Consider the following 26,810-nt stretch of genomic DNA (forward strand, 5'->3'; position numbering starts at 1 on the left):
TCCTTTGAAGTATGGATAAAAAAGTAATCCAGGGCATATAGATCATACCCTGGATTGCTTCATGTAAGCCTATTATAATTGAGTGCTTTTTTAAATACCCGTATAATTACTCGGGGTAATTTGCTTCAATTCAGATTTTATTGCTTCCGTCGTTTCCAAAGTATCTATAAAATTTGAAATGGATTTTTGTGTAATTTTCTCATTGGTCCTGGTTAATCCTTTCAGGGCTTCATAAGGATTGGGGTAGGCCTCTCGCCTAAGGATGGTTTGAATGGCTTCTGCCACTACCGCCCAATTATTTTCAAGGTCCTGCTCAAATTTCTCCTTATTCAATAGTAGTTTATCCAATCCCTTTAAAGTGGATTGAAAGGCTATAAGTGTATGGCCAAAAGGTACGCCAACGTTTCTGAGTACCGTACTGTCCGTTAAATCCCTTTGCAACCTGGAAACAGGAAGTTTGGCGGATAAATGCTCAAAAATGGCATTGGCAATTCCCAAATTGCCTTCGGAGTTTTCAAAATCGATAGGGTTTACCTTATGGGGCATAGCGGACGACCCCACTTCGCCAGCTTTTATTTTCTGTTTAAAATAGTCCATGGAAACATAGGTCCAAAAATCCCGGTCCAAATCTATTATAATTGTATTGATCCTCTTTAGGCAGTCGAACAGGGCAGCCATATGGTCGTAATGTTCTATCTGTGTAGTAGGGAAGGAGTGGTGCAGACCGAGCTTTTCTTGCACAAATTTTTGTCCAAAACTTCTCCAATCAATTTGTGGGTAGGCAACCTTGTGGGCATTATAGTTCCCTGTTGCTCCCCCAAATTTGGCAGCACTTGGTATATCGTTGAGCAGATTGAATTGTTCTTCCAAACGCACGGTAAATACCTCTATCTCTTTTCCTAAACGGGTTGGGGATGCTGGCTGGCCGTGCGTCCTTGCCAACATTGGAACGGCTTCCCATTCCTTGACCAGGGCCGTTAACTTGTTCAATACCTCCAAATACTGGGGAACATAAACCTCGTTCATGGCTTCTTTAATGGAAAGGGGAATAGCAGTGTTGTTTATGTCCTGCGAGGTAAGTCCAAAGTGGATGAATTCCTTATGTGACTCCAAGCCCAATTTGTCGAACTCCTTTTTTATAAAGTATTCAACAGCCTTTACATCGTGGTTGGTTACCTTTTCAATCTCCTTTATGGCAATGGCATCCTCCGAACTAAAATCGTTATAAATTTTACGTAAATCATTAAATTTTGATTTGTCAAAATTTGAAAGCTGGGGAAGGGGAATTTCGCAAAGTGATATAAAATATTCAATTTCTACGCGCACCCTATATTTTATAAGAGCCTCCTCTGAAAAATATGAGGCAAGGGAATCTATTTTGTTTCTGTATCTGCCATCAATAGGGGATATGGCGTTTAATTTGTTTAATGACATCTCGTGCTATTTGATTGATTTTGGAAAAGGGCAAAGATAGCTATAAGTTAAGGAGTTTAAAAGTTAAGCGGAAGATTGTTCTGTTATTTGTACCAAGGTTCTTACTTACTTCAGTTTCGCCAAGGTCAGCCTAGCCCTTGCCTTATAAGCCGCACTGCCATTTTGATAGTTCTGTTCCAGTATCATTCGCAATTCCGGATGGATCCAGTTGAACTTTCTGCCCAATAACAATAAGCTGGTCATGGAATATGCCTGGGCCGCCACTTTATGGTCCCCTATAAGCCAGTCGAAACAAGCGGAAGTTATATTTTCCAAGTGTTCTTCATTAAGTGCGTTACGGGTTGTGTGGTCCTTTGTTTGAAAGTAGGATTTCATTAAGATCTCGCAGATTTTGGCAATGGGCCTAACTGCCGGATCCAAATGCACCGAACCAATATTACGGACAAAAGTATCCATGCTCGGAAGGAGGTAAGCCAAGTGTTCCTTGGCGGTAAATTCCAAAATCCAGCAGGCTTTACAGGAAACGGGATCATCTACTTGAAAGGCAACTTTCATAAGGGTTGCAATGTTGGAAGGTTGGCTCACTACAAGGTTGGACATATCCCTTCTTTTGGTCCTGGAATGATCAACGTAGTTGAGGGCGTTATAGAGTTCTAAATAGGTCACGGATACACTTTGATATTAACAGATTCCAAATTTTGTATAAGGGAATAAATATAAATAAATCATGGGTCAATTCGCAGCCTACTTATTTTATTAGGCTCTTATAGAAAGCTATCCCCTTGGAAATGCTTGTGATGGGGCATGGATTGAAGTAGATCTTTTGCCGGGCACCTTGCCAGGTTTAATTGGGGAAGCTAAATGGAAAAAAGAAGTTGCCGTTGACTACATAGTCCAAGTTTTATGTACCTGGGATAACAAAGGAAGTTCAATGCTTTTCGCCGATCAAATCCGATACCAATTGGGGTACTCCGGTTACGGCACTGGCCTGTATTATAGTGAGTTGTTTAAAATCGGTCCGACTAATATTGGGTTTTGGGTCTATAAAATAAATGGGGGTGGCCCTGGTTACATAATGGATTAAACTAGCTGCTGGATATACTTGCATGGAGGTACCGATGATGATTAAAATATGGGCAGATTGGGTGATATTGGCCGCTTTTCCCAATAGTGGCACTTCCTCTCCAAACCACACGATATGGGGGCGCAACTGTTTTCCATTTTCTGAAAGATCGCCAAGTTGGATATCGGTTTTCCAGTCAATTATGTGATTGGGATTATGGCTGCACCTAGCCTTTAATAACTCTCCGTGCAAATGAATGACCTTGGAGCTTCCAGCTCGTTCGTGTAGGTCATCCACATTTTGGGTAATTATGCTTACGTCAAAATGGTCTTCCAGGCGCGCCAAAGCTTTATGGGCCATATTGGGGGCGACTTTGAGCAACTGTCTTCTTCTCTCGTTGTAAAAATTGAGGACCAATTCGGGATTATCCCCAAAACCTTGGGGTGTTGCCACTTCCATTACATCATGACCTTCCCACAATCCATCGGAATCCCTAAAAGTGTTAATGCCACTTTCCGCACTGACCCCTGCACCTGTTAACACCACTATTTTTTTCATTGTGCTAGAATATAGTAATATTTGTAAAATTAAACGTTTTCTTTTTTAATACCCTAGAATTATGGTCGATTACCAGTTGCTTCATTATTTGGAAGATTTTATAACCCCTGAGCGGAAAGCCCGTTTCCTGAAAATTTTGGAAGATCGTACAAATTATATAACCGTAGCAATAGAGGATGTTTTCCAGATGCACAACACCAGTGCCGTTGTGAGGAGCTGTGATATTTTTGGGGTGCAGCAGGCCCATCTCATTGAAAGTAGGTTCGGTAAACGACTTGATAAGGATATTGCCATGGGGGCCCAGCAATGGGTGGATTTAAGAAGATACAATAGCACGACGGATTGTATTGACACCTTGAGGCGTCAAGGGTATAAAATTGTAGCTACTACCCCCCACAGGGATGATTGTTCACTTACGAATTTTAATTTGGATGGAAAGACAGCATTATTTTTTGGAACAGAACGGGATGGCTTGAGTGAGGAGGTATTGCAAAAAGCTGATTCTTTCCTAAAAATACCCATGGTAGGGTTTACCGAAAGTTTAAATATCTCTGTTTCTGCCGCAATAATTTTACACACCCTAACAAGTCAATTGCGCAAAGGGAACATAGATTGGAAGTTGACCGAAGAAGAGAAACTGGAAAAAAGATTGGATTGGACCAAGAAATCAGTTCGGAGTTTGGATGATGTTTTGGCCAGATTTCATGGGACAAAATGATATTTTTAGTATATTTAAACAGCACTAACCAATAAATAAAAGCTCATGGCAATATTGCTTTATATAATCATAGGGGTGGTTATTTTGATTACCGTTCTTGCATTACTGGCTCCTAAAAGTTATGATGTTTCCAGATCTATAGAAATTTCAAAACCTAAGGCCCAAGTTTTTGAGAATGTTAAATATTTGAAAAAACAGCAGGAATGGTCCCCTTGGGCCAAAAAAGACCCTAATATGGAAAAAAAATTCACCGGTATTGATGGCGAGGTAGGGGCGGTAAGTTATTGGAACGGCAACAAGGAGGTAGGTGAAGGTGAACAGGAAATCAAAAAGATAATTGAGGGCGAAAGAGTCGAAGGGGAGCTTCGATTTATGAAACCTTTTAGGTCTACCTCCATTAGTTATTTGGATCTAACGGAATCGGGAGATGGAAAAACCAAGGTTACCTGGGGCTTTAAGGGAGAGAACAAGTTTCCCATGTCTATCATGATGTTGTTTATGAGTATGGACAAGGCTGTTGGTAAGGATTTTGAGGAGGGACTTCGTAACTTAAAATCCATTATGGAAAAATAACCCGGTTATGGAAAGTAATATGGTTGGCTGGTTTGAAGTTCCGGTAATTGACATGGAGCGTGCCAAAAAGTTTTATGAAGCGGTATTTGATATTGCTATTTCTGTCCACGACTTGGACGGGTTAAGAATGGGCTGGTTTCCGTCTGCACCCGGAAAATCTGGAGCTATGGGTTCCTTGGTACAGCATGGTTCGTATATCCCAAGTGACACCAAGGGTCCCGTATTGTATTTTTCATGTAAAGATTTATCCCTTGAGTTGGGTAGAGTGGAGGGCGCTGGGGGGACTGTTTTGCAGGCTAAGAAAGAAATAGGGGAAGGCCATGGGTTTATGGCCCTGTTAAAGGATACTGAAGGCAACAGAATTGCGCTACATTCGCAACTTTAGTAATTAGATGTAAAAAATACTTGCCTCTGCCCGGGCTCCAAATCGCAGTGGAATTACAGTGGTGCCGATTCCTTTGGAAACGTACATATTAGAAATTCCGTTATTGTACCATCCCTTAACATAGTCCCCGCTACCGTAGGGTGTAATGAGTGGTATTCCAAAAAAGGTTACTTGCCCCCCATGTGTGTGTCCTGAAAGTATTAGTTTCGGATTAATTTTATGTTCTATACTAATGAGGTCTATTTGCTCCCTATAAGCGGGACAATGATTAAGGACTATAACGGGCAATGATTTGTCTATTTTTTCTATGGATTTTCTAAAATCCGGATTGCCATGGACCAAATCGTCCAATCCGATAATGTTAATTTCCCTTTTTTTGGTTTTGAGTACGTATGGTTCGTTGATCAGCAAAATACCATTGTGATCCCTAAATAGGTCCTTTAGTTTTTGTATGTCGATTCTTCCTGAAGATTCCTTATTGCCTAAAATGGCTATTTTTGGAATATAGGCATTCAATAAGCCTAAAAAATCCTCTAAAATCGCCATATATTTGTCCCGCTCTATGGAATCACCTGTAAAGAATATGACCTCTGGCCGTTCCTTGTTGATTCGCCTGGCAATGGTTTTATGAACCCATTTTATATCGTGTAAATGAAGGTCGGTTAGATGAATGGCTTTGATTTTGTTGGATTCCGTTTCAGAAATATCGTGCTCCGTCCACTCTATAAAATTGGTTTCCAGCCAGTAAGAATCAATAGTAGCAAAACCAACGGACCCTAAAATCAATTTTAGGATAAAATGTCTTCTATTCAATTTCATTTAATATCTGTTGGATACACATTTTGGCATTAAAAAGGAAGTGTACGAAATTAGGAAACATTTTTAGAAATTGTCTTGTAAAAAAGTTAATTGGGCATAATTTATAGGTTGGGAGAAGAAATGTGTTATTAATCTTGTCCCTTCATTCCTAGCCAATTCCAACCTTAAAACGATCGGCAAGTAGAAAATAAATGTTGGCGGCTTTTCATAAAAAGGCGATTTCAATTGACTTTTGTGGGGCAGGTCCATATCGGGGCCGGCTTCTTTGTCCTCTTTAATTTTATTCTCGTTAAAGTAGAAGGGAAAAAATCAAAAGCACAGCAAGGTGCATCCCCTTTTTAATTAGCAGCTATTTTGCTTATAGCTAAAATCTCTGGATTTTAAGGATCGATGCCATGGCCTAAATTATTTCCAAGGTTTCAATAATTCTTAACGGCCATGCCATCTCCACGACGGAAGAAGAACGACCAAACCATAGACCTTGAGGGCAATGCCAAAGGTTTTTAATAACGGTAAATGACTTATCCCCACATGAAGGTTGACGCAACCTAAGGACCGGCCTATTTTCAATTTACTTAAGTGGTTATTATTGCCTGCCTTCGGCAGACAGGTTTTTTATAGGTTTTCGTGAATCTTCGATTTCGTATTAAATCAAGTAGTTTCCACATTGGTTTCAGGTAGGCGTCCATAGAGCATTTCACCCAAGTGAAAGCGGCCTGGACGGCGGGGCCGTGGAAAGTGCGTAGATTTAAAGAAATTCCAAGGGTCAGGCAAGGCTTACCTTTTCCTGTTTAGGACCTTATATTCTTCGTAGCAGCTGCTTATGGCGTCCAATATTTGCAGGTCATTGGCCGTAGTAATAAAGGATTTGGAGTAATTGCAATTATTAAGTATGTCCTCAATATCCACCTTTTCCAATTGCAACAGCTCTGTCAAGGTTTCCCTATCGAATTTCGAGGCCAAAAGATCCCTAATTTGATCGTCCTCCTTCATTTGTCGTAATTTGCGCATTTGGTTGGGTTTCTTCCCGAATAAATTTCTCAACAAATCCGCGGGGTTCAGTATGGCTCCCAACACTTTGGTAACGGCACTTGGATTCTTGCTTCCGGCCTCATAGCCAACGGACAAACCAGAAATACTATATTGAAAGGCGTTGTTCAGGGGTAAGTTCTTTACGTCTATTTCCAAGTAACCTGTAAGGGAGTAGGGCCTAACTATAACTTCTTCCAAGGCGTATGCCAATTCGGTAAGGGAAATTTTAGTCTCTTTAAATTTGAACATATCATTGGTAACCCTCACTTTTTGGGATTTAAACCCTAAAAAAGTAATATAAAGGGTGTCATTGACCTTGGCAGGAATATTGAATTCTCCTTTTTCATTGGTAATTGTACCCACCACTTCGTTAAGGTTTACGACATGGACACTTTCCATTGGTTGGTCGGTTTGGGCATTTAGAACCACCGCTTTTAATAGTTTTACACCTTCATCCTTTTGGTCGTCCTGGGAATATCCAAAAGAGACAATTAGGAGGAGCAGGGGCAAGAAATAATTTTTCATTAAATAAAATCCATGTTTATAATTGGTAAACTAACTAAAAAAATACGCCGAAGCGTATTTTTTTAATATACAATTAACTAAAAGAAATCACTTTTTCTCTTAGTTCTTCTTTTTCCAGAACTACTAGAGGGGCTTCCTTTGGCCGCACTTCTGTCTCTTCTTCTTCCCTTGTTGCGATCATTATCCCTAGAATCACGGCCTCCGCCACTTCTACTCCTGTCCCGTCTTCCGCGACCTCCGCCTCCACCTGGGTTTTTTGATACTTCAACATTGACAAATCTGCCATCGACCTTAAATTCCGTGAAGGTTTTTAAAATAGCTTCGGTAGCGGCTGCATCGGTATTGAAGAAAGAGAAACTATCCTTTACATCAACTTTAAAAATATCGTCCTTGCCCAAATTAACGGTATCTCTTAGGAAATCCTTTAAAGACATCCAGTCATAACCATCCTTTTCGCCAACATTGATGAAATATCTAACGTTTCCGTCAGCTGGGACACGGCTATCACCATCCCTAGATCTTCCTCTTTCTGCACGATCACCAGAATCTGAGGTATTCAGGTCTTTGGTTTTGTTGTAATAATTAAAGAAACGCGTAAATTCTACCGAAATTATCTTTTTTATAAGTTCTTCACGGTCTATACCTTGTAGTACATCATTTATCGCAGGCAAATAATTGTCTACTTCCTCGTTAACCTTGGTGTCCTTTATTTTATTGGCCAAATGGTAAAGCTGTATTTCACAAATTTCCATTCCTGTAGGAATTTTTTTGGAAATAAAATCCTGTTGAATTTTATTTTCGATGGCCTTGATTTTCCTAAGTTCGCTTCTGGTAACAATAACCATGGAAATCCCTGATTTACCAGCCCTTCCAGTACGTCCACTTCGGTGTGTATAGGTCTCTATTTCATCTGGTAATTGATAGTTGATAACGTGGGTAATATCATCAACGTCTATACCACGTGCCGCTACGTCCGTAGCAACCAACATTTGTATTTGTTTCTTACGGAAGGAGTTCATTACCAAATCTCTCTGGTTCTGACTTAGATCCCCGTGCAGTGCACCGGCATTGTACCCATCCTCGATCAACTTTTCAGCCACCTTTTGTGTGTCCCTTTTTGTTCTACAAAATATGACCGAGAATATATCCGGGTTGGTATCGGCAAGCCTTTTTAGTGCAGGATAACGATCTCGACCACCTACTACATAGTACTCATGTTGTACGGTAGTTGCTCCTGAATTTTTTGTTCCTACCGTGATTTCTTGAGGACTGTGCATGAATTTTTTGGCAATCACAGATACCTCTCTGGGCATGGTTGCGGAAAACAACCAAGTGGATTTTTCCTTCGGAGTGTTGGAAAGAATATCTTTGATATCCTCCATAAAGCCCATATTCAACATTTCATCGGCTTCATCCAGAACGCAGTAATCGATTTTGGAGATATCCACCAAACCACGACCAATCATGTCCTTCATTCTACCTGGGGTAGCTACCACAATCTGGGCACCCCTTTTTATTTGTCTGGCCTGGTCCGTAATACTGGCACCGCCATATATGGCTACAACATTAACCCCTTTTTCATACTTGGAGTAAAGCTGTAGTTCATTGGTGATCTGCAAGCAAAGTTCCCTTGTCGGGGAAAGGATCAAACCCTGTGTAGTCCTACTATCGCTATGTATTTTCTGAATTAGTGGGAATCCAAATGCTGCAGTTTTACCTGTGCCTGTTTGGGCTAGGGCAACCAAATCGGTTTCACTCTCCAATAAGATGGGAATTGCTTTTTCTTGTACTTCTGAGGGTGATTCAAATCCCAAATCAGAAATAGCATTTAATAGGGACTGTTTTAGCCCCAATGCTTCAAATTTTGTCATAATATGTTTTAAATAATCGCAAATATGTATGTTGCATAGAGCGATTATTCTTTATAACCTATTTAGACTCAGCGCAACACATGCTATACTAGCGGCGTTAATTGAAGCGGCAAAGGTACTGCTTATTTTTTAATTAAAATATTTTATTTTGAAAGCGGTTTTATGGGGCAAGGATAAAACCGTATGCCGAAATTAGAATTCCAATGGTGCCAAATACCATCATAAGCAGGATGAAGTTTTTCTGTAGTTTTTTGTTATCGCGAATTATTATGCAAACTGCACCCAGTACGATGCAAATTTGAAACAACAATTTTCCCAAGTCGAATTTTTTGGTCGCGGTTTCGTAATCCTGGGTAAGTTTTTCCCATTCGTTTATTCCTATAATTTTGCCCATTTCCCCATCAAGGTCTTGTGCCCAATATTCTCTTGGTACATTGGATGATCCTACCAGAATTTCAGTTTTTTCCGCTTCGTATTTTAGTACCATGCTTTTGGTCTGGGCTATTTTGGACTTAATATTTTTTATTTTATCATCGGGTATTATCCCTGTTTCCGTCAAGGCATTTAAATAATCCAGCTCACCTTCCTTTAAACTTTGTTTTATACTTTTGGATTGGTACCAATTGGAATAGTTTACGAATTGGCTGTGGGCAATCATCATCTCCTCTTCCAGGTTATTGTTAACAAGTTCCGCTATGGCCAATAAGGCAGCAAATACCGCAATCATTATTCCTCCAACGGTCTCGGTACGCTCCAATAATCTAGGGGTTGTTGTGGGTGTTTCTTCAATTTTATTTGTTGACATGGGGTTGGTTTTTGAAAAATGCTAATAATTGTTCTATTGCTTTGGCTCTGTGGCTTATTGTGTTTTTGACCGAAATTGGTAATTCGGCAAAAGTTTTGTTATATCCGTTGGGTCTAAAAATGGGGTCGTATCCAAAACCTTTTTCGCCTTTTTTTTCGGTTGTTATTTCCCCTTGGACAATTCCTTTGAAAAGCAGTTGCTCATTGTTAAGGTTAAGGGCAATAACGGTTTTAAAATGCGCAGATCTGTTGGGGTGTTTATGCAATTGGAGCAATAATTTGTCCATATTATCATCAGCATTCTTTTGTTCGCCGGCATACCTTGCGGAATATACCCCTGGCGCCCCATCCAAAGCGTCCACCAAAAGTCCGGTATCGTCTGCGAAACAGGGGTAACCGTAATTGTCTGTGACAAAATTGGCCTTAATGGTTGCATTGCCCTCCAAATCGTTTGCGGTTTCGGGAATCTCATCCATGCAGCCAATATCCTTTAAAGAGAGGAGCTGTATTTCCTTGGGAAATAAGATTTGCACTTCTTTTAGTTTGTTGGGGTTGTGTGTGGCAAATACCAATTGCATTATTCTAGGTTTTATTATTTTTCTGTTCGGGTTTGATAATCTTAAGGGGCAAATTAATTTTAAATGTTTAAAAGTAGTAATTTTATTTTCTTATCATTTTATTATATGCTATGAAGTTAAAAATTCCGCCCCTTGTCATCACTATTGTGTTTGGGTTGTTTATGTACCTGTTGGCAGCCTATTTACCTGTTGGTTATTTTGATTTTTTTGGTAGAAATTATTTAATGTATTTACTTTTTTTTCTTGCATTCTTGATTGGAGCGATTTCATTGTGGCAGTTTTTTAGTTCAAATACCAGCATTGACCCCCGTACTCCTTCCAAAGTAACCAAATTGGTTAGCAGTGGTCTCTATAAATATTCAAGGAACCCTATGTATTTGGCACTATTGCTGCTGCTTTTGGCTTGGGGACTGTATCTGGGGAATGCTTTTAACACACTATTGGCAGCCGGATTTGTCTACTATATGAATTCCTTTCAGATCATACCGGAGGAGGAGGCCTTGACGAACATGTTCGGGAAGGAGTATCAAAAGTATTGTGTAATGGTTCGTCGTTGGTTTTAATCTTTTTATAATCTATTTAACTTATAAGTATAAATATTAGTTAATTAGCTTATATTTTAATATATTAGCATTTTAACTTATATATGGTAGCTATAATTACAGGGGATATCATTAATTCTGACCGTTATGCGGCTTCGGAATGGATGGATATTTTAAAGTCATACCTTGGTCTTCAGGGGAAAACGCCCAGCGATTGGGAGATTTATAGGGGCGATGAATTTCAAATAAGAACAACGCCGGAAAGAGCCTTGTCCATGGCCATTCAGATCAAGGCCCTCATTAAATCGATCAAGAATTTGGATGTAAGAATGGGGATAGGACTGGGGTCCGAAACGTTTGTGGGCAGCAGTGTAAGTCAGTCCAACGGAACGGCCTACCAACGCTCCGGTAGGATTTTTGAAACCTTAAAGGAACAAAAGCTTAATTTGGCCATAGTAACAGGCCAAGCCGATAAGGACGATACTTTGAACCTTATGTTGAAACTAGCATTGAACTTTATGGATGATTGGTCTACCGTTTCGGCACAAATGGTAAGTTTAACCCTGGCAAAACCTGAGGCGTCCCAACAAGAGGTTGCGGATCAATTGAAGATAAGACAATCAGCCGTAAGCCAGCGATTAAAACGGGCAAGGATGGATTTGGTGTTGGATTTACTGGCGTATTACAATGATAATTTAAAGCATATTAAGGCATGATATTTTTTACTAAACTTTTGTTGGCCCACCTTCTGGGCGATTTTTTGTTTCAACCCACTAAATGGGTGGTGCACAAAGAGGCGAATAAAATAGCATCCAAATATCTATACCTCCATATATTGGTACATGTTATGATCACCATGTTGTTATTGTGGGATTTAAAATTATGGAGGTGGGTTTTGGTAATAGGCATATCACATTATTTTATAGACCTTTCAAAAATATATGCCAACCCTTATTTTAAGAATAAATCCATTCCTTTTTTTATAGACCAGGTATTGCATTTGATTGTTTTGTACTGCTGTGCGTATAATTCTGATTTAATGGGGCACACCTTGGGTCTTTTAAAGGAATTAAATTGGCAGTTGGTTACCGCGGTTGTATTTGTAACTTATCCCTCTTCCATTATTATGGCCAAATTGTTGGAAGGTATGTCGCACAGGATAGAATTGGATCATAAGTCGCTTCCAAATGCGGGTAAGTATATTGGAATTATAGAACGAATGTTTGTGTTGATCTTTATAATTGTAGGTAGATGGGAGGCAATTGGTTTATTGATTACCGCTAAATCTGTTTTTAGATTCAACGACCTTAAGGAAAGCAACTCAAGGAAGCTCACGGAATATATATTGATCGGTACCTTGATGAGTTTTGGATTGGCCATATTGGCCGGATTAATTTTTCTCGGGGTTCGCTGAAGGTAGATTTGATCAACGGATGGATATTGATAGACCGTTTAATTTCAAGAAGGATAATTGACGGATTCTAAAATTGTCCACGGGCATAGGTGCAGGGAGATTTTTATCAATTTCTTAATTTTATAGGGGTAAAAAAATCAATTTCCCACATATGGAGGTGAATATTCAAGTCTCGATTACTTTTCTAGACAAGAATAGGAAGTTGGACAAAATTTATTCATACTTTTGCCCCTTAAAATTCAGATTCAATGGTTGCGGTAGGCAGAAAATATGTGTTTGATTTTGATAGTACGCTGACAAGAGTGGAGGCGTTGGATGTTTTGGCGGAAATTACGCTAAATGGAAGATCGGATAAGGACGATATTATTCGGGAAATCCAAAAAATAACCAATTTGGGGATTGATGGGGATATTTCTTTTACCCAATCCTTGGAAAAAAGAATTAATCTACTGAATGCGCACAAGGACGATTTGGAGAATTTGGTACAATTGCTTCGCCAAAAGATATCCAAGTCCATTGAATCCAACAAGGAATTTTTTCAGAATTATGCCGATGATATTTATGTAATTTCCTGTGGTTTTAAAGAGTTTATAGATCCCATAGTCGCCGAATACAACATTCCTGCGGATAGGGTGTATGCCAACACATTTCGATTTGACGACAATGGGAGGATAATTGGATTTGACGAGAACAATGTATTGGCCTCCCACAACGGAAAAATTGCCTGTTTGAAAAACTTGGATTTACAAGGGGAAGTACAGGTGATTGGAGATGGTTACAGTGACTATGTAATGCGCGAAGCCGGTATAGCGGATAAGTTTTTTGCCTATACCGAGAATGTGCATAGAGAAAAGGCTGCGAGAAACGCAGACTATATTACACCTAATTTAGATGAATTTTTATTTGTGAACAAGTTGCCAAGAAAGATATCCTACCCGAAGAATAGAATAAAGATCCTATTGTTGGAAAATATCCATCAAAATGCTTTCAATACCCTTTCTGAGGAGGGGTTTTCCGTGGAGCTGTTAAAGCATAGTTTAACGGAAGAAGAGCTGATCGAAAAAATAAAAGGAGTACACGTTCTAGGAATACGTTCCAAGACACAAGTCACCAAAAATGTGTTGGCTGCGGCAGACAAATTAATGGTGGTAGGTGCCTTTTGTATAGGTACTACCCAAATAGACTTGGAGGCCTGCAAGAAAAAGGGAGTTGTGGCATTCAATGCCCCATATAGCAATACACGGTCCGTTGTGGAACTGGCTATTGGTGAGATCATTATGCTAATGAGGAGTATTTTTCCTCGTAGTACTGAAATCCACGCCGGGCAATGGAATAAAACTGCAGCCAATTCAAAAGAGGTACGTGGTAAAAATATCGGTATTGTAGGTTATGGCAATATTGGAAAACAACTTTCGGTATTGGCCGAGGCCTTGGGAATGCGTGTTTACTATTACGATGTGGGGGATCAGTTGGCACTGGGCAATGCCACCAAGTGCAATACCTTGGAGGATTTGTTAAATGTTTCCGATGTAGTAACCTTGCACATAGACGATAACAAGGCCAATAAGAATTTTATAGGGGAAAGGGAAATTAACCAAATGAAAGATGGTGCCCTTTTTATAAATCTATCCAGAGGTTTTGTGGTGGACATTGAAGCACTGGCCAATGCCCTGAAAAGTGGAAAGATCGCAGGAGCTGCCATAGATGTTTTTCCAGAGGAACCCAGAAGTAACGGGGAGTTTTTAACGGAGCTGAAAGGTTTGGAGAACGTTATTTTAACTCCACATATTGGTGGTAGTACAGAGGAAGCACAGCGCGATATTGCCGATTTTGTTCCCCATAAAATAATGGACTATATCAATTCAGGGAATACCGTAGATGCCGTAAACTTTCCAAATATTAGGCTGCCAAAACAGAATAATGCACATCGTTTTTTACATATCCATAAGAATGTTCCAGGGGTTATGGCGAAGATCAACGAAGTTTTGGCCCGTTATGATATGAATATTTCAGGACAGTACCTGTCTACGGATAACGAGGTGGGGTATGTAATTTCGGATTTGGATAAAGAATACAACAAGGATGTTTTAAAGGCCCTTAAGAAAATAGACAATACGATTAAGTTTAGGGTTTTATATTAGAATAGAACTGGAAATCACAACTTTAAATCTGCCTGAAATTTGTTTTTAGGCAGTTTTTTTATGCCTTTTGATGAAAAAATAATTAGGCTCCATAGTATTTAGCAGGAAACGGAAGGAATTTCCTGATTAGGCAGGTGTTTTGTTTTTTTATGCCTTTTGCTAGTGATGGTGGTAGGGTTCGTTCCTTAGGATGGTAAAAGCCCTATAAAGTTGTTCCACCATAAACAATCGAACCATTTGATGTGAAAAGGTCATTTTTGATAAACTTATCTTGCCTTGACTTTTTTGATATACGGCCTCGCTAAAACCATAAGGCCCGCCAATGACGAATACCAGCTGCTTTAGGCCCGAATTCATGTTTTTTTGTAGGTATCCCGAGAATTCCACAGAGGTTTTCTGCTTACCGTTTTCGTCAAGCAGGACTAACCGATCCGTAGGGTTGAGCTTATTTAAAATGGCTTCGCCCTCCTTCTCCTTTTGTTGCTTTTCCGAAAGGTTTTTGGTATTCTTGATGTCGGGGATTATTTCCAACTCAAATTTTATATAGTGTTTTAACCTATTTTGATATTCCTCGATCAATTGGGTTAATTGAGCACTATCTGTTTTTCCCAGTACTAATAATTTAATGGTCATAGGCAAATGTAAGGTGCATATTTCAAATTCCAAAAAGAAGCTTGTTTTGGTATGGGACAATTATAGGAAGAATTGAAGTGAGGATGGGGGCAATAGGTTTCAAATTACCTTGGGGAGCTGTTTTATTTGGAACGTTTGCCATTTAATGAAATATCAAAGTAGGTGGAATTGGACAAACATTTTACTAAATTAGCAAGGTAAAAGTATTCCATGATTTCAGAAGAACAATTTAAGACAGAACTCGATTTAATTATCAAGAATGCCATACGGGAAGATGTGGGTGATGGAGATCACAGTTCATTGGCCTGTATTCCTGCCACAGCAACCGGAAAAGCAAAATTATTGGTCAAGGATAAGGGTATAATTGCCGGAGTGGATTTTGCCAAAAAGGTCTTCCAATATGTTGACAGGAATTTAGACGTGGAAGTTCTTATCAATGATGGAGCCTCGGTTAACTTTGGAGACATTGTTTTTTATGTGACAGGAAGTTCGCAAAGTATTTTAAAGGCGGAGAGATTGGTGCTCAATGGTATGCAAAGAATGAGCGCAATTGCCACAAAGACCAATTATTTTGTAAAGCTTTTGGAAGGCACCGATACCAAAATCTTGGATACCCGTAAGACCACCCCGGGAATAAGGGCCCTGGAAAAATGGGCAGTAAAGATAGGTGGGGGTGAAAATCATAGATTTGCGCTTTATGATATGGTAATGTTAAAGGATAACCATATCGATTTTGCCGGAGGTATCACTAAGGCCATTGAAAAAACACAGCAATATCTGGCCGAAAAAAAATTGGATCTAAAAATTATCGTGGAGGCTAGAAACCTAAAAGAAGTTGAGGTGATCCTGCAATCCAATGGCATTTATAGAATTTTGTTGGATAACTTTAGCTTTGGGGATACGCGGATAGCAGTAAATATGATAGGGGATAAATGCCTCACGGAATCTTCTGGAGGCATTAATGGGGACACCATACGGAAATACGCGGAATGCGGTGTAAATTATATCTCTTCCGGGGCATTGACGCATTCCATATACAATATGGACCTCAGTCTTAAAGCCGTGTAAATGTCCCAGGAAATTGAAAGAAAACTGGAGAAGATCCCCATAGTAAATTGGGTAGTGGGCCTTATGAAAAGGTTTAAGTTGCCGGCCTTTGAGGGACTTTCATTTTATGATCTTATGGAAATGTATGTGATGGGGATCGTAAAGGGGGCTTTGTCTACCAGAGCGAGCTCCATTTCCTTCAGTTTGTTCTTGGCCCTATTTCCATTGTTAATATTTTTGGTTACCCTAATTCCTTTTATAATTCCCTATGTTTCTGTGGGGAATTCAAATTTTGACACGGAATTTCTAATATTTTTGGAATCATTTTTGCCAAGGGCAACGGGTGATTATTTTAGTGAAATATACCTGCAGATCAGTGAGCAGGAGAGGGGGGATGTCCTGTCTTCCGCAATCGCATTTATAACCTCAATTTTTTTAATGGCCAATGGGGTGAATGCAATTTTTGTAGGGTTTGAAAACTCCTACCATGTAAATCTCAACCGCAGTATGTTTAAGCAGTATGTCTATGCCCTGATGGTTGGCTTGATGCTGTCCATACTACTATTGATAGGTGCGGTCATATTTGTTTATTTTGAGGCATATGTGCTTATCGGTTTATATGATATAACACATACGGGAGTGGAATTGGAGGTGGATGAAAGTGAATTTCTTTTGGTGCAATGGGGAAAATTTTTATTTTTAGGAGTGTTGGCCTATTTTATAACGGCTATTTTATACTTTTTTGGAACCAAGGAAGGAAGACAGGCCAGATTTTTTTCGGCCGGGGCATTAATGACAACCTTACTTTTTATCCTTACTTCCTATTTGTTCGGGGTATATGTTGAAAAATTTGCCAGATATAACGAATTATATGGTGCTTTGGGTGGTTTATTGATTTTATTGGTATTTATTTGGTTAAATTCCAATATCTTGCTGTTGGGGTTTGAACTGAATGCCTCATTAAATTCTTTAAGGAAAAAATATGAAAAACATGATGGAAAGGAATAAATGGGCAATATGGGGTGTTTTTATGCTTTTTTCTTTGTCCACTTCCGGCCAGAGCATCTTTGGAAAATGGAAGACCATCGATGATAGGACAGGTAATCCCAAGGCAATTATTAGTATCTATGAAGAAGATGGGCTTATGTACGGTCATGTGGTGGAGATCTTGGAAGAAGGTAAGGAAAATGCCGTTTGTGTAAAATGTGACGGAGACAAAAAGAACCAGCCAATAGTTGGAATGAAAATAATTGAAGATGTGGAACACATTGGTAATGGGGAATGGAAGGGCAAAACCCTGTTCGATCCCGAACAGGCCATGGCCTTTAGATGCAAATTGTGGCTAAACCCCGACAATCCGGATGAATTAAAGGTTAGGGGGTATTTGGCTTTTATCTACCGCACCCAGACATGGATAAGGGTGGAAGGATAGAACTTTTGGGACTATGCAGCAGGATTTTATCAATGTTATTTTACCCATACCTATAGAAAAGCTCTTTACCTATAAGGTTACCAAGGAAGAGGCCGAAGTATTAAATCCGGGAATGAGGGTGGCCGTACCCTTTGGAAAGTCCAAAATTTACACAGCCCTGGTGTTCGAGATCCACAACACAGCTCCCACCGTATACGAAGCAAAGGAGATAGATCAAATTTTGGACGATTATCCCATTGTGACCACTATCCAACTTAGGTTCTGGCAATGGCTGGCCCAATATTATATGTGTTCCATCGGGGAAGTTTTTCGCTCGGCCGTACCAAGTGCCCTGCTACTGGAAAGTGAAACCTTGATTTTGAGGAACGATAGGGTGGAGATAGAGGAAAGCGATTTGCCCGATGATGAATTTATGGTGTTTGAGGCCTTGCAGCATCAATCAATTCTGAGGGTTCAGGAAATAAGTGATATTCTGGACAAAAAGAATATAATCCCGGTTTTAAATAGGTTGCTTCATAAGAATATCATCTTTCTCAAGGAAGAGATGTATGAGCAGTATAAACCCAAATTGGTACGATATGTTCAACTTGGGAAAAACCATAGGTCCGAAGAGCATTTGGAAGCCTTGTTGAATAGTTTAACCCGAGCCCCTAAACAGAGCCAAGTGGTTTTGTCATTGTTTCAATTACAGGCTGTAACCAAAAAGCCCGTAAAAGTGAGCGACTTGGAAAAGGCTAGTAATAGTTCCAGTGCCATTGTTAAGGCCTTGATAGATAAAGGTATTTTGGAAGAACATTTTGTTCAGACCGATAGGGTGGTGTATGGGGGGGATGAAGAAACCGAAACCTTAAAGTCTTTGAACGACTATCAAAAGGGTGCTCTCAAGGATATAAAAAGCTCCTTTGAAGACGGCAAGGTAGTCCTTCTTCACGGAGTTACCTCTTCGGGGAAAACGGAGGTCTATGTTAAGCTTATCGAAGAATTTTTAAGCCAAGGAAAGCAAGCCCTTTACCTTCTACCGGAAATAGCCCTTACCACCCAATTGATTTCCAGATTGCAGGTCTATTTTGGGGAAAAAGTGGCCGTGTACCATTCCAAGTACAATGTGCAGGAAAGGGTGGAAGTCTGGAACAATGTCCTGCAAAACAAGCCGGTGGCACAAATTGTTATAGGGGCCAGGTCGGCCCTGTTTTTACCATTTAAGGATTTGGGATTGGTTCTTGTGGATGAAGAGCACGAAAGCTCTTTTAAGCAGTATGACCCGGCACCTCGATATCATGCAAGGGATGCCGCCATAGTTTTGGGTAATTTGCACGGGAGCAATATTCTCTTGGGATCGGCTACGCCTAGTGTGGAAAGTTTTTATAATGTAAAGGTTGGCAAGTATGGCTATGCGCAAATAGAAAGAAGATACGGCAATGTACTAATGCCGGATATGGAATTGGTAGATATTAAGGAGCAGTCCCGTAAAAAAAGGATGAAGGGACATTTTTCGGAGCGACTTCTGGAGGGCATTACAGAGACCTTGGACAATGGAGAGCAGGTTATTCTCTTTCAAAATAGACGGGGATTTGCTCCAATTATGGAATGTACCACCTGTGGGCATGCCCCCCAATGTCCTAATTGCGATGTAAGTTTAACCTATCATCAGCATAGAAAACAATTGCGTTGTCACTATTGTAGCTATCATATTGCCCTTCAGGAAATTTGCCAAGCTTGTGGGAATGCCACTTTGGATACCAAAGGTTTTGGGACCGAACAGGTGGAGCAGGAGCTAAATACTTTGTTCCCAAAAGCCAATGTTGGGAGAATGGACCTGGATACCACCAGGGGCAAGCATGGTTACGAAAAGATAATCACCTCATTTGAGCAACAGGAAATCGATATTCTGGTGGGCACCCAAATGTTGACCAAGGGGCTCGACTTTAGGAATGTAAATTTGGTGGGAATAATGAACGCGGATTCCCTGTTGAATTTTCCTGATTTTAAGGCCCATGAAAGAAGCTTCCAATTATTGACCCAAGTGGCAGGAAGGGCAGGGAGGACCAAGAAGAGGGGGAAGGTGATTATCCAGAGCTATAACCCCAACCATAGGATATTGCAGCAGGTAACCACAGGAGATTATAATGGGATGTTCCAAGAGCAGATTTATGAAAGGGAACAGTATAAATACCCCCCCATAAATAGGATTATAAAAATCACCTTTAAACATAAGGATTACAATAAACTTAACGAGGCCGCGGAATGGTTTGCCAAATCGCTGAGAAATAGTTTTGGAGCAAGTGTTTTGGGGCCGGAATACCCGCCTGTGGCAAGAATCCGAAATCAGTATATAAAGAATGTTGTAATCAAGATTGGGGGAAAATACTCTTTGGTAAAAACAAAAAATAGCATTAAAAGAATTGAAAAATCCTTTAATGCTATTTCCTACTACAGAGGTATTAGGGTAATCTACAATGTAGATCACATATAATTATCTAAAAATTATTTAGGGCCTCTGCCAATTCAGTTTTCTTATTTCTACTTAGAGGTATTTGTTTTCCACTAACTTCTACATTTTTACTGTTAAACTTCTCTACTTTCTCCAAGTTGACAATATAGGACTTGTGAATTCTCAAAAACTTATCTTCCGGCAACTGTTTTTCAAAAGATTTCATTGTTGATAAAATTACGATATTGGCCTCATCTGTAACTAGTTTTATGTAGTCGCCCAAGGCTTCTATCCATTTTATCTCATTTAAAATAACCTTTCTTTTCTTCAGGTTGCTCTTAACAAAGATGTGTTCTTCGTCTTCCGTTACCTTATTGATTTGTTCGTATTTTGCCACGGCCCGCTTAACGGAAGCGTCAAACCGGGATAAGGTAATAGGCTTGTGAAGGTAATCCGTTACATCGTAATCAAATGCCTTAAGGGCATAATCCGGTTTTCCAGTGATCAAAATTACCTGAGGGCTGTTATCTAGGGACTCCAATAGGTCGAATCCAGTGATAATGGGCATCTCTACATCTAGGAAAATTAAATCTATTTCGTTGTTCTTGATGCCGTTCTTAGCTTCAATGGCATTACTGTACTCAGCTACCAAAGCCAGATTCGGATGGTTATTTACCAGTTTGGCAACTGCCATCCGCTGCATGGACGAGTCGTCCACGATAATGCTTCTTAATTTCATAAATGGTTGATTTGTGGGGTTAAATCATCGACAAAGTACTTAAAAATCACGCTGATGTACAACAAAAGTTGTAAACATTGCAGTAATTGTTGTGTAAATGGCAATGACCATAGTTTAATTGTTTTTGGTTAAGTTCAATATTATGTTTTCTCTAGGTATAACGAAGATTTTTTCATTTTCTTGTGATATGAACAAAAAATAATTACTTTTGCACACTTAAAAATTTTTAAACATATGAACAATTACGAAACTGTTTTCATTTTAAATCCCGTTCTATCTGATGTTCAGATAGAGGAAACAGTTAAGAAATTTGAGGATTTCTTAATTAACAGAGGTGCCAAAATGGTAGCCAAAGAAAACTGGGGGCTGAAGAAATTGGCCTATCCGATCCAACACAAGAAAAGTGGTTTTTACCATTTGTTCGAGTTTACAGCTGAAGGCGACGTTGTTGCCCCTTACGAATTGGAATTCAGAAGGGACGAACGGGTTATGCGTTTTTTGACCGTAAAATTAGACAAGCATGCCGTATCATGGGCAGAAAGAAGAAGAACAAAGTTAAAAGCTAAAGCGTAAGGATTATGGCATCAATAGAACAACAGGCAAAAGGTAAAAAAGACGGAGAGATTAGATATCTTACTCCTCTTAATATAGAGACCAATACTCAAAAGAAATATTGTCGTTTCAAAAAATCAGGTATTAAATATGTAGATTATAAGGATCCTGATTTCTTAATAAAGTTGGTAAACGAGCAAGGTAAATTGCTTCCAAGGAGACTTACTGGAACTTCCTTGAAATATCAGCGTAAAGTGGCCGTTGCTGTAAAAAGAGCGCGTCATTTAGCTTTAATGCCATATGTTGGCGATTTATTAAAATAAAAAGAAACGGACGATGGAACTTATATTAAAGGAAGACGTACAAAACTTAGGTTTTAAAGATGATTTGGTGAACGTTAAGAATGGTTTTGGTAGAAACTACCTAATTCCAAGAGGATTGGCCTCTTTAGCTACGCCATCAGCCAAAAAGGTGTTGGCAGAAAATTTAAAACAAAGGGCCCATAAAGAGAAGAAGGTTGTTGATGCTGCCAATAAGACAGCGGAAGCCATTAAGCAATTGGAAATCAAGATTGCTGCAAAAGCTGGTGCCGGTGATAAATTATTTGGATCTATTACCAATATGGATTTGGCCGACGCTTTGGAAAAAGCTGGACACTCCCTTGATAGGAAATATATTATCATTCAGGGTGGAGCCGTTAAAAGAACAGGTCCCTACAATGCTCAAATAAGATTGCACAGAGATGTAATAGTCGATTTCCCATTTGAAGTGATTGCAGAGGCAAAAGGATAAAATTATCCGGATAAGTAATAAGAAAGGCCGCATTTATGTGGCCTTTTTTATGTTAATTACCTTAAAATTCACCGTAAACAATTGTTCTATTTGTTCGTCCTGGTTTCATGGGCAGGGCGATTTCGAAATTTAGTGGCAAAATGAAATATTTAAGATTAACAAGACAACAGCTAGAGGAGTTGCACCCAGAGTTTATCAATTTTTTGGCTACACAATCCATCACAGGGGAGGAATGGGAAAAGTTGAAAACGGAAAAACCGGAGGTGGCCGAAGAGGAGCTGGATATTTTTAGCGATCTAATTTGGGAAGGTGTATTGTCCAAAGTACGTTTTCTGGAAAATATATCTGCCCAGCAAATGCATTTATTCCATACGGAAGAAAAGGAAATGAAACTTATTTCGGTAAAGGTGATGAATCCGGATATTGATCTAAGTACCAAAGAAGGCTTTTCTTGGTTTAGAAAAAACTATCAATCGGATTTTGTAGAATATTTAACGGCCTCCAAAGCTTATTCGGCCGACAAAAATCTGGATAAGTTTAATTTGATAAAGCAGGGAGCCGTAATTACCAAAGGAGAACTATATAAATGGTTTGATAATCTAATTGGTTAATTTTGTTTGATCCGACATAGGCAAAATTCCACAATCCGTTATATTTACAGCAGAATTAGAAACAATGGCACAAAAACCATCCATACCTAAAGGGACCAGGGATTTTTCCCCATCCGAAGTCAATAAGAGAAACTATATTTTCGAAGTGGTAAAAAAGCATTTTCAAACCTACGGTTTTCAACCTATTGAAACCCCGTCCTTTGAAAATTCGGAAACCTTAATGGGAAAATATGGAGATGAAGGCGATCGATTGATCTTTAAAATATTGAATTCTGGGGATTTCTTGAACAAGGTGAATGATGAACTGTATGCTACCAAAGACTCAAGTGCCATAACTTCAAGGATTTCGGAAAAAGCCCTCCGTTATGATCTTACCGTGCCTTTTGCCCGTTATGTGGTAATGCACCAAAATGAAATAGACTTTCCCTTTAAAAGATATCAGATTCAACCGGTATGGCGTGCCGATAGACCCCAAAAAGGGCGTTTTCGTGAATTTTTTCAGTGCGATGCGGATGTAGTGGGGTCGGATTCCCTTTTGCAAGAGGTGGAATTGGTACAGTTGTACGATGCTGTATTTACGGATTTGAAGTTGGAAGGGGTTACCATTAAGCTCAATAATAGGAAGATTTTGGCCGGGATTGCAGACGTAATCGGGGAACGCGATAAGTTGATCGACTTTACCGTGGCTTTGGATAAGCTCGATAAAATAGGGATTGATGGGGTTTCCAAGGAAATGAGGGAAAAAGGCATTTCTGATGCAGCCATTGAAAAGGCAGCCCCTTTATTTGCGTTAAACGGCAGTAATCTGGAGCAGTTATCGGCTTTGGAGAACTTGCTAAAGGATTCCGAGGAAGGTAGCAAAGGAGTGGGGGAGTTAAGGTTTATCATTGAAACCTTGGAGGAACTAGGACTGCAATCTGCCAATTTAAAAATAGATGTTACACTGGCCAGGGGCCTTAATTACTACACGGGGGCCATATTTGAAGTGGCCGCTCCGGAAGGGGTAAGTATGGGCTCTATTGGCGGCGGTGGTCGTTATGATGACCTTACCGGTATTTTTGGCCTTAGGGATGTGAGCGGGGTAGGCATCTCCTTCGGATTGGACCGAATTTATTTGGTATTGGAGGAGCTGGGGCTTTTCCCGGAAGCCATAGATCAATCATTACAGGTGCTCTGTGTTAATTTTGGGGACAAGGAAGCATTTATTTCTTTAAAACTGGTTAATCAATTAAGGAGGGCTGGTGTAAAATGTGACCTGTACCCTTCCAGTGCCAAGATGCAGAAACAAATGAAATATGCCAACAAAAGGAATGTGCCTTATGTGATATTGATAGGGGAGCAGGAATTGAGCAACCAGTCCTTTGTGGTCAAGGACATGGTTAAAGGGGGGCAGGAAACCTATAGTATGGAAAGGGTAGGGGACTTTATAAACAAATTATAGCCGTTTTTGCAAGGCATTGAGTACGGTTTCGTAGTATTCCATGTCATAAGGCACATATTTTTTGGAAATGACCCTGCTTTCCAATTCTTTTCGGAACAGGGGCAATGAAATTAGGGCAAGATCGTCTACTTCTGTTTCCTGCATTTCAAGTGTTGCCAAGCGTACTTTCAGTTCACATAAAAATGTATGGTGGAATTCATGGTCCAATAAATCTTGATGATGTTGGTGGCTGTATTTGAACACACCTAATTTATGAAGATCCTTTTTTTTGATGTCAAGACCGATCTCCTCCTTTACTTCCCTAATGGCAGATTCCACTATGTCTTCACCGGCTCCTATATGTCCGGCAACGGATACATCCCAAAGTCCTGGATGGGTATCTTTGTTTTTGGCCCGCTGTTGAATAAGTATTTCTCCGTTTTTGTTATAAAGCCAAACATGGATACTAGGGTGAAAAATCCCCTTTCTGTGCGCCTCAGATTTCATGATGCATTTACCCGTGTAATTTCCGTCGGCATCCAATACGTCTATTAATTCATCCATTTAAAACTATATGATCTAATAATTGGCCAATTATACAATATAAAAAAATCCTCCCCAAAGGGAGGATTGTACGGTGCTATTCAAAATAACTAAAAGTTTCGCCTTCCTTAATGTTTAGAAGGGTCTCGTAGATAAGTTTAATTACGTTTTCAACATCGTCCCTATGAACCGTTTCCACCGTGGTATGCATATATCTAAGTGGAAGTGAAATTAGGGCAGAGGCCACTCCGCCATTGCTGTAGGCAAAGGCATCGGTATCCGTGCCGGTAAATCTCGAGGCAGCCATACGCTGAAAGGGGATCTTACTGGATTCTGCAGTTTCAATAATCCGCTCCCTGAGTTTGTTCTGTACAGCCGGGGCATAGGAGATTACAGGGCCTGCACCGATTTCGGTATGGCCTTGTTTCTTTTTCTCTATCATAGGGGTGGTAGTATCGTGACAAACATCGGTGATAATGGCGACATTCGGTTTTATTCTATGGGTAATCATCTCGGCCCCCTTTAGTCCAATTTCTTCCTGTACGGAATTGGTAATATAAAGTCCAAACGGAAGGGATTTTTTATTTTCCTTGAGAAGTCTGGCCACCTCGGCGATCATAAAGCCGCCCACTCGGTTGTCAATGGCACGACAAACAAATTTATCCTTGTTTAGAACCTGGAAGGTATCCGGATAGGTGATGACACATCCTACGTGTACCCCTATTTTTTCCACTTCGGCCTTATCCTTGGCACCAATGTCTATAAAGATGTTATCCAATTTAGGGGATTCCTCTTTGGAGCTGTCCCTGGTGTGAATGGCCGGCCATCCAAATATGCCTTTTACAATTCCATTTTTAGTGTGGATGTCCACCCATTTTGAGGGGGCAATTTGATGATCGCTTCCACCGTTTCGTATTACATAGATCAGTCCATTGTCCGTGATGTAGTTTACGTACCACGATATTTCATCGGAATGCCCTTCAATGACCACCTTGTATTTGGCGTCGGGATTTATAACTCCCACAGCGGTGCCGTAGGTGTCGGTAATAAAAGTATCCACATATGGTTTCAGATATTCCATCCATAATTTTTGCCCTTCCCATTCGTAACCTGTGGGGGAGGCATTGTTTAAATATTTTTCTAAAAAATCCATTGATTTTTTGGTAAGAATCTTTTTTGCGCTCATTTACGTATATTTTGAATACAAACTTAACAATATTCACTTTTAATTAATAATAACATTCTTTCTTTATCCTTAATTTTGGCCTGGCTTTTGTATAATTAGATTCAATGAAAAAGAGACTGTTAACAATACTTTGTGGATTATTGGCATTTTGCGGCATGTCGCAGGTTCAGGAGGAGGTTTTGGATTCATTGGCAGAACAGTATGTAATAATGGAAGGCGATTCCATTCTTCAAAGTTCCATTGCGCTAAATGAGGTTTATGTATTTGGTAGGCTTAAATTCTCCTCCTATAACGATAAGTTACGCTATTATATACTAAGGAGGAAGACTATGAAGGTGTATCCATATGCCAAATTGGCTGCCGAGAGGTTGGTGGAGCTTAATGATAGTTTGGAGCATATAAAGAAGAATTCGCATAAAAGGAGGTTTACCCGCAAGGTTCAAAAATTTATTGAGGACGAATTTTCCGAGGAATTAAAGAAACTGACACGTACCGAAGGGCAGATTTTGGTAAAGCTCATTTATAGGCAAACGGGGATTACGGCCTTTGACCTGGTAAAAGAGTTGCGGAGTGGCTGGCGTGCTTTCTGGTACAATACCACGGCTAAAATGTTCAACATTAGTATCAAGGAAGAATTCCATCCCGATCTGGTGCACGAGGATTACCTTATTGAGGATATTTTGCAACGGGCCTTTGCGGATTTCAGTTTGGAACGGCAACCTTCCGTATTGGAATACGATTATGCTACCCTTACCAATATCTGGAAAGACCAGAAAAAGTCTAAGGAGTAGGGGTGTGTAATTCTCTATATTCCCCGAACTATTTTAAGAAAATGTATTGTGTGCCCCTCTTTTTGCCGTTCCGTTCGGCCTGCGGTCTTGGGCTGGCATGTCCACTTAGGGGGGGCGTTCCTGTTTTAACGTTTCGGTGTTTTGCGGTCAGGGAAAAAAGTGTTAAATTGTTCTCC

29 protein-coding genes are annotated in these 26,810 nt (G+C 39.9%); 17 read left to right on the plus strand and 12 right to left on the minus strand.

The annotated features are described in order from the left end of the window. Positions 1 to 90: 90 nt before the first annotated feature. The 3 genes from purB to QSE00_RS07730 form a co-directional block, all read right to left on the minus strand. Positions 91 to 1,434 carry an adenylosuccinate lyase gene (gene purB / locus QSE00_RS07720; protein ID WP_110357753.1) on the minus strand — a complete coding sequence of 448 codons (1,344 nt, stop codon included), beginning with the start codon at positions 1,432 to 1,434 and terminating at the stop codon, positions 91 to 93. A 105-nt stretch (positions 1,435 to 1,539) separates the two neighbouring features. Next, entirely contained in the window at positions 1,540 to 2,100 is a 561-nt protein-coding gene (locus QSE00_RS07725; protein ID WP_286105509.1) for an adenylosuccinate lyase, read from the minus strand. Between the two features lie 262 nt (positions 2,101 to 2,362). After that, a complete protein-coding gene (locus tag QSE00_RS07730) occupies positions 2,363 to 3,055 on the minus strand; it encodes an SIR2 family NAD-dependent protein deacylase (protein WP_286105510.1) in 693 nt (230 codons plus the stop codon). 61 nt (positions 3,056 to 3,116) lie between these two features. On the opposite strand from QSE00_RS07730, the gene QSE00_RS07735 reads away from it, so the two are divergent. The 3 genes from QSE00_RS07735 to QSE00_RS07745 are packed head-to-tail and all read left to right on the plus strand — an operon-like array spanning position 3,117 to position 4,731. Then, complete coding sequence (locus tag QSE00_RS07735) at positions 3,117 to 3,773, plus strand: TrmH family RNA methyltransferase (protein WP_286105511.1); 657 nt, start codon at positions 3,117 to 3,119, stop codon at positions 3,771 to 3,773. 45 nt (positions 3,774 to 3,818) lie between these two features. Continuing rightward, positions 3,819 to 4,346, plus strand: coding sequence for an SRPBCC family protein (locus QSE00_RS07740; RefSeq protein WP_286105512.1), 528 nt, complete (start codon positions 3,819 to 3,821; stop codon positions 4,344 to 4,346). 7 nt (positions 4,347 to 4,353) lie between these two features. Further along, the gene (locus QSE00_RS07745) at positions 4,354 to 4,731 is read left to right on the plus strand and encodes a VOC family protein (RefSeq protein ID WP_286105514.1); all 378 of its coding nucleotides are present in this window, start codon (positions 4,354 to 4,356) and stop codon (positions 4,729 to 4,731) included. A gap of 3 nt (positions 4,732 to 4,734) precedes the next feature. Here QSE00_RS07745 and QSE00_RS07750 read toward each other — a convergent pair whose 3' ends face one another. From QSE00_RS07750 to QSE00_RS07770, 5 genes are all read right to left on the minus strand, one after another. Further along, complete coding sequence (locus tag QSE00_RS07750) at positions 4,735 to 5,550, minus strand: metallophosphoesterase (protein WP_286105515.1); 816 nt, start codon at positions 5,548 to 5,550, stop codon at positions 4,735 to 4,737. A 777-nt stretch (positions 5,551 to 6,327) separates the two neighbouring features. Further along, positions 6,328 to 7,107, minus strand: coding sequence for a carboxypeptidase-like regulatory domain-containing protein (locus tag QSE00_RS07755; RefSeq protein WP_286105516.1), 780 nt, complete (start codon positions 7,105 to 7,107; stop codon positions 6,328 to 6,330). Positions 7,108 to 7,184: 77 nt separating this feature from the next. Continuing rightward, the gene (locus tag QSE00_RS07760) at positions 7,185 to 8,978 is read right to left on the minus strand and encodes a DEAD/DEAH box helicase (protein WP_110357762.1); all 1,794 of its coding nucleotides are present in this window, start codon (positions 8,976 to 8,978) and stop codon (positions 7,185 to 7,187) included. Between the two features lie 160 nt (positions 8,979 to 9,138). Beyond that, a complete protein-coding gene (locus QSE00_RS07765; RefSeq protein WP_286105517.1) occupies positions 9,139 to 9,783 on the minus strand; it encodes a DUF4337 domain-containing protein in 645 nt (214 codons plus the stop codon). Beyond that, positions 9,770 to 10,360 (minus strand): non-canonical purine NTP diphosphatase, encoded by a 591-nt coding sequence (locus QSE00_RS07770; protein ID WP_110357764.1) that lies wholly within the window; start codon positions 10,358 to 10,360, stop codon positions 9,770 to 9,772. The genes QSE00_RS07765 and QSE00_RS07770 overlap by 14 nt, the downstream gene beginning before the upstream one ends. Positions 10,361 to 10,470: 110 nt before the next feature. Here QSE00_RS07770 and QSE00_RS07775 point away from each other — a divergent pair, with 110 nt between their 5' ends. The 4 genes from QSE00_RS07775 to serA all read left to right on the plus strand — a co-directional run bounded on the left by QSE00_RS07775 (position 10,471) and on the right by serA (position 14,457). Continuing rightward, positions 10,471 to 10,923 carry a methyltransferase family protein gene (locus QSE00_RS07775; RefSeq protein ID WP_286105518.1) on the plus strand — a complete coding sequence of 151 codons (453 nt, stop codon included), beginning with the start codon at positions 10,471 to 10,473 and terminating at the stop codon, positions 10,921 to 10,923. 83 nt (positions 10,924 to 11,006) lie between these two features. Then, positions 11,007 to 11,618, plus strand: coding sequence for a SatD family protein (locus QSE00_RS07780; RefSeq protein ID WP_286105519.1), 612 nt, complete (start codon positions 11,007 to 11,009; stop codon positions 11,616 to 11,618). Then, positions 11,615 to 12,316, plus strand: coding sequence for a DUF3307 domain-containing protein (locus QSE00_RS07785; RefSeq protein ID WP_286105520.1), 702 nt, complete (start codon positions 11,615 to 11,617; stop codon positions 12,314 to 12,316). The genes QSE00_RS07780 and QSE00_RS07785 overlap by 4 nt, the downstream gene beginning before the upstream one ends. A 248-nt stretch (positions 12,317 to 12,564) precedes the next feature. After that, positions 12,565 to 14,457, plus strand: a complete 1,893-nt coding sequence (serA, locus tag QSE00_RS07790) for a phosphoglycerate dehydrogenase (protein ID WP_110357768.1) — start codon at positions 12,565 to 12,567, stop codon at positions 14,455 to 14,457. 159 nt (positions 14,458 to 14,616) lie between these two features. On the opposite strand, the gene rlmH is transcribed toward serA, so the two are convergent. After that, the gene (rlmH, locus tag QSE00_RS07795) at positions 14,617 to 15,090 is read right to left on the minus strand and encodes a 23S rRNA (pseudouridine(1915)-N(3))-methyltransferase RlmH (RefSeq protein ID WP_110357769.1); all 474 of its coding nucleotides are present in this window, start codon (positions 15,088 to 15,090) and stop codon (positions 14,617 to 14,619) included. A gap of 210 nt (positions 15,091 to 15,300) precedes the next feature. On the opposite strand from rlmH, the gene nadC reads away from it, so the two are divergent. The 4 genes from nadC to priA are packed head-to-tail and all read left to right on the plus strand — an operon-like array spanning position 15,301 to position 20,042. Further along, a complete protein-coding gene (nadC, locus tag QSE00_RS07800) occupies positions 15,301 to 16,158 on the plus strand; it encodes a carboxylating nicotinate-nucleotide diphosphorylase (RefSeq protein WP_110357770.1) in 858 nt (285 codons plus the stop codon). Next, positions 16,159 to 17,145 (plus strand): YihY/virulence factor BrkB family protein, encoded by a 987-nt coding sequence (locus QSE00_RS07805; protein WP_110357771.1) that lies wholly within the window; start codon positions 16,159 to 16,161, stop codon positions 17,143 to 17,145. Next, positions 17,129 to 17,569: a DUF2147 domain-containing protein gene (locus QSE00_RS07810; protein ID WP_286105521.1), complete on the plus strand. Its 441-nt coding sequence runs from the start codon at positions 17,129 to 17,131 to the stop codon at positions 17,567 to 17,569. Before QSE00_RS07805 ends, QSE00_RS07810 begins: the two co-directional genes overlap by 17 nt. A 13-nt stretch (positions 17,570 to 17,582) precedes the next feature. Beyond that, positions 17,583 to 20,042 (plus strand): replication restart helicase PriA, encoded by a 2,460-nt coding sequence (gene priA / locus QSE00_RS07815; protein ID WP_286105522.1) that lies wholly within the window; start codon positions 17,583 to 17,585, stop codon positions 20,040 to 20,042. A 4-nt stretch (positions 20,043 to 20,046) separates the two neighbouring features. On the opposite strand, the gene QSE00_RS07820 is transcribed toward priA, so the two are convergent. Further along, positions 20,047 to 20,739: a LytR/AlgR family response regulator transcription factor gene (locus QSE00_RS07820; RefSeq protein ID WP_031444569.1), complete on the minus strand. Its 693-nt coding sequence runs from the start codon at positions 20,737 to 20,739 to the stop codon at positions 20,047 to 20,049. A 234-nt stretch (positions 20,740 to 20,973) separates the two neighbouring features. On the opposite strand from QSE00_RS07820, the gene rpsF reads away from it, so the two are divergent. The 5 genes from rpsF to hisS all read left to right on the plus strand — a co-directional run bounded on the left by rpsF (position 20,974) and on the right by hisS (position 24,135). Continuing rightward, positions 20,974 to 21,312, plus strand: a complete 339-nt coding sequence (rpsF, locus tag QSE00_RS07825) for a 30S ribosomal protein S6 (protein WP_110357773.1) — start codon at positions 20,974 to 20,976, stop codon at positions 21,310 to 21,312. Positions 21,313 to 21,314: 2 nt separating this feature from the next. After that, positions 21,315 to 21,614 carry a 30S ribosomal protein S18 gene (gene rpsR / locus QSE00_RS07830; protein ID WP_176225701.1) on the plus strand — a complete coding sequence of 100 codons (300 nt, stop codon included), beginning with the start codon at positions 21,315 to 21,317 and terminating at the stop codon, positions 21,612 to 21,614. Positions 21,615 to 21,627: 13 nt separating this feature from the next. Continuing rightward, on the plus strand, positions 21,628 to 22,083 hold the full coding sequence (rplI, locus tag QSE00_RS07835) for a 50S ribosomal protein L9 (RefSeq protein ID WP_110357774.1): 456 nt from the start codon (positions 21,628 to 21,630) through the stop codon (positions 22,081 to 22,083). 140 nt (positions 22,084 to 22,223) lie between these two features. Continuing rightward, entirely contained in the window at positions 22,224 to 22,694 is a 471-nt protein-coding gene (locus tag QSE00_RS07840; protein ID WP_110357787.1) for a DUF6495 family protein, read from the plus strand. A 64-nt stretch (positions 22,695 to 22,758) separates the two neighbouring features. Next, positions 22,759 to 24,135, plus strand: coding sequence for a histidine--tRNA ligase (hisS, locus tag QSE00_RS07845; protein ID WP_286105523.1), 1,377 nt, complete (start codon positions 22,759 to 22,761; stop codon positions 24,133 to 24,135). On the opposite strand, the gene QSE00_RS07850 is transcribed toward hisS, so the two are convergent. Together QSE00_RS07850 and QSE00_RS07855 are read right to left on the minus strand one after the other, a co-directional pair. Further along, positions 24,130 to 24,678: an NUDIX hydrolase gene (locus QSE00_RS07850; protein WP_286105524.1), complete on the minus strand. Its 549-nt coding sequence runs from the start codon at positions 24,676 to 24,678 to the stop codon at positions 24,130 to 24,132. The two genes, hisS and QSE00_RS07850, sit on opposite strands and share 6 nt — an antisense overlap. 76 nt (positions 24,679 to 24,754) lie before the next feature. Next, a complete protein-coding gene (locus tag QSE00_RS07855; RefSeq protein WP_286105525.1) occupies positions 24,755 to 25,843 on the minus strand; it encodes a M42 family metallopeptidase in 1,089 nt (362 codons plus the stop codon). 104 nt (positions 25,844 to 25,947) lie between these two features. Here QSE00_RS07855 and QSE00_RS07860 point away from each other — a divergent pair, with 104 nt between their 5' ends. Next, positions 25,948 to 26,634 carry a DUF4294 domain-containing protein gene (locus QSE00_RS07860; protein ID WP_110357778.1) on the plus strand — a complete coding sequence of 229 codons (687 nt, stop codon included), beginning with the start codon at positions 25,948 to 25,950 and terminating at the stop codon, positions 26,632 to 26,634. Positions 26,635 to 26,810: the final 176 nt, after the last annotated feature.

It is taken from the genome of Arenibacter flavimaris, from assembly GCF_030291335.1.
In the GTDB taxonomy this organism is placed as follows: domain Bacteria; phylum Bacteroidota; class Bacteroidia; order Flavobacteriales; family Flavobacteriaceae; genus Arenibacter.

Excerpts from the sequence above, each read along its gene's own strand:
- purB (WP_110357753.1), bottom strand. The coding sequence starts at position 1,434 with ATGTCATTAAACAAATTAAACGCCATATCCCCTATTGATGGCAGATAC.
- QSE00_RS07730 (WP_286105510.1), bottom strand. The coding sequence starts at position 3,055 with ATGAAAAAAATAGTGGTGTTAACAGGTGCAGGGGTCAGTGCGGAAAGT.
- QSE00_RS07735 (WP_286105511.1), top strand. The coding sequence starts at position 3,117 with ATGGTCGATTACCAGTTGCTTCATTATTTGGAAGATTTTATAACCCCT.
- QSE00_RS07740 (WP_286105512.1), top strand. The coding sequence starts at position 3,819 with ATGGCAATATTGCTTTATATAATCATAGGGGTGGTTATTTTGATTACC.
- QSE00_RS07745 (WP_286105514.1), top strand. The coding sequence starts at position 4,354 with ATGGAAAGTAATATGGTTGGCTGGTTTGAAGTTCCGGTAATTGACATG.
- QSE00_RS07750 (WP_286105515.1), bottom strand. The coding sequence starts at position 5,550 with ATGAAATTGAATAGAAGACATTTTATCCTAAAATTGATTTTAGGGTCC.
- QSE00_RS07755 (WP_286105516.1), bottom strand. The coding sequence starts at position 7,107 with ATGAAAAATTATTTCTTGCCCCTGCTCCTCCTAATTGTCTCTTTTGGA.
- QSE00_RS07760 (WP_110357762.1), bottom strand. The coding sequence starts at position 8,978 with ATGACAAAATTTGAAGCATTGGGGCTAAAACAGTCCCTATTAAATGCT.
- QSE00_RS07765 (WP_286105517.1), bottom strand. The coding sequence starts at position 9,783 with ATGTCAACAAATAAAATTGAAGAAACACCCACAACAACCCCTAGATTA.
- QSE00_RS07770 (WP_110357764.1), bottom strand. The coding sequence starts at position 10,360 with ATGCAATTGGTATTTGCCACACACAACCCCAACAAACTAAAAGAAGTG.
- QSE00_RS07775 (WP_286105518.1), top strand. The coding sequence starts at position 10,471 with ATGAAGTTAAAAATTCCGCCCCTTGTCATCACTATTGTGTTTGGGTTG.
- QSE00_RS07780 (WP_286105519.1), top strand. The coding sequence starts at position 11,007 with ATGGTAGCTATAATTACAGGGGATATCATTAATTCTGACCGTTATGCG.
- QSE00_RS07785 (WP_286105520.1), top strand. The coding sequence starts at position 11,615 with ATGATATTTTTTACTAAACTTTTGTTGGCCCACCTTCTGGGCGATTTT.
- serA (WP_110357768.1), top strand. The coding sequence starts at position 12,565 with ATGGTTGCGGTAGGCAGAAAATATGTGTTTGATTTTGATAGTACGCTG.
- rlmH (WP_110357769.1), bottom strand. The coding sequence starts at position 15,090 with ATGACCATTAAATTATTAGTACTGGGAAAAACAGATAGTGCTCAATTA.
- nadC (WP_110357770.1), top strand. The coding sequence starts at position 15,301 with ATGATTTCAGAAGAACAATTTAAGACAGAACTCGATTTAATTATCAAG.
- QSE00_RS07805 (WP_110357771.1), top strand. The coding sequence starts at position 16,159 with ATGTCCCAGGAAATTGAAAGAAAACTGGAGAAGATCCCCATAGTAAAT.
- QSE00_RS07810 (WP_286105521.1), top strand. The coding sequence starts at position 17,129 with ATGATGGAAAGGAATAAATGGGCAATATGGGGTGTTTTTATGCTTTTT.
- priA (WP_286105522.1), top strand. The coding sequence starts at position 17,583 with ATGCAGCAGGATTTTATCAATGTTATTTTACCCATACCTATAGAAAAG.
- QSE00_RS07820 (WP_031444569.1), bottom strand. The coding sequence starts at position 20,739 with ATGAAATTAAGAAGCATTATCGTGGACGACTCGTCCATGCAGCGGATG.
- rpsF (WP_110357773.1), top strand. The coding sequence starts at position 20,974 with ATGAACAATTACGAAACTGTTTTCATTTTAAATCCCGTTCTATCTGAT.
- rplI (WP_110357774.1), top strand. The coding sequence starts at position 21,628 with ATGGAACTTATATTAAAGGAAGACGTACAAAACTTAGGTTTTAAAGAT.
- QSE00_RS07840 (WP_110357787.1), top strand. The coding sequence starts at position 22,224 with ATGAAATATTTAAGATTAACAAGACAACAGCTAGAGGAGTTGCACCCA.
- hisS (WP_286105523.1), top strand. The coding sequence starts at position 22,759 with ATGGCACAAAAACCATCCATACCTAAAGGGACCAGGGATTTTTCCCCA.
- QSE00_RS07850 (WP_286105524.1), bottom strand. The coding sequence starts at position 24,678 with ATGGATGAATTAATAGACGTATTGGATGCCGACGGAAATTACACGGGT.
- QSE00_RS07855 (WP_286105525.1), bottom strand. The coding sequence starts at position 25,843 with ATGAGCGCAAAAAAGATTCTTACCAAAAAATCAATGGATTTTTTAGAA.
- QSE00_RS07860 (WP_110357778.1), top strand. The coding sequence starts at position 25,948 with ATGAAAAAGAGACTGTTAACAATACTTTGTGGATTATTGGCATTTTGC.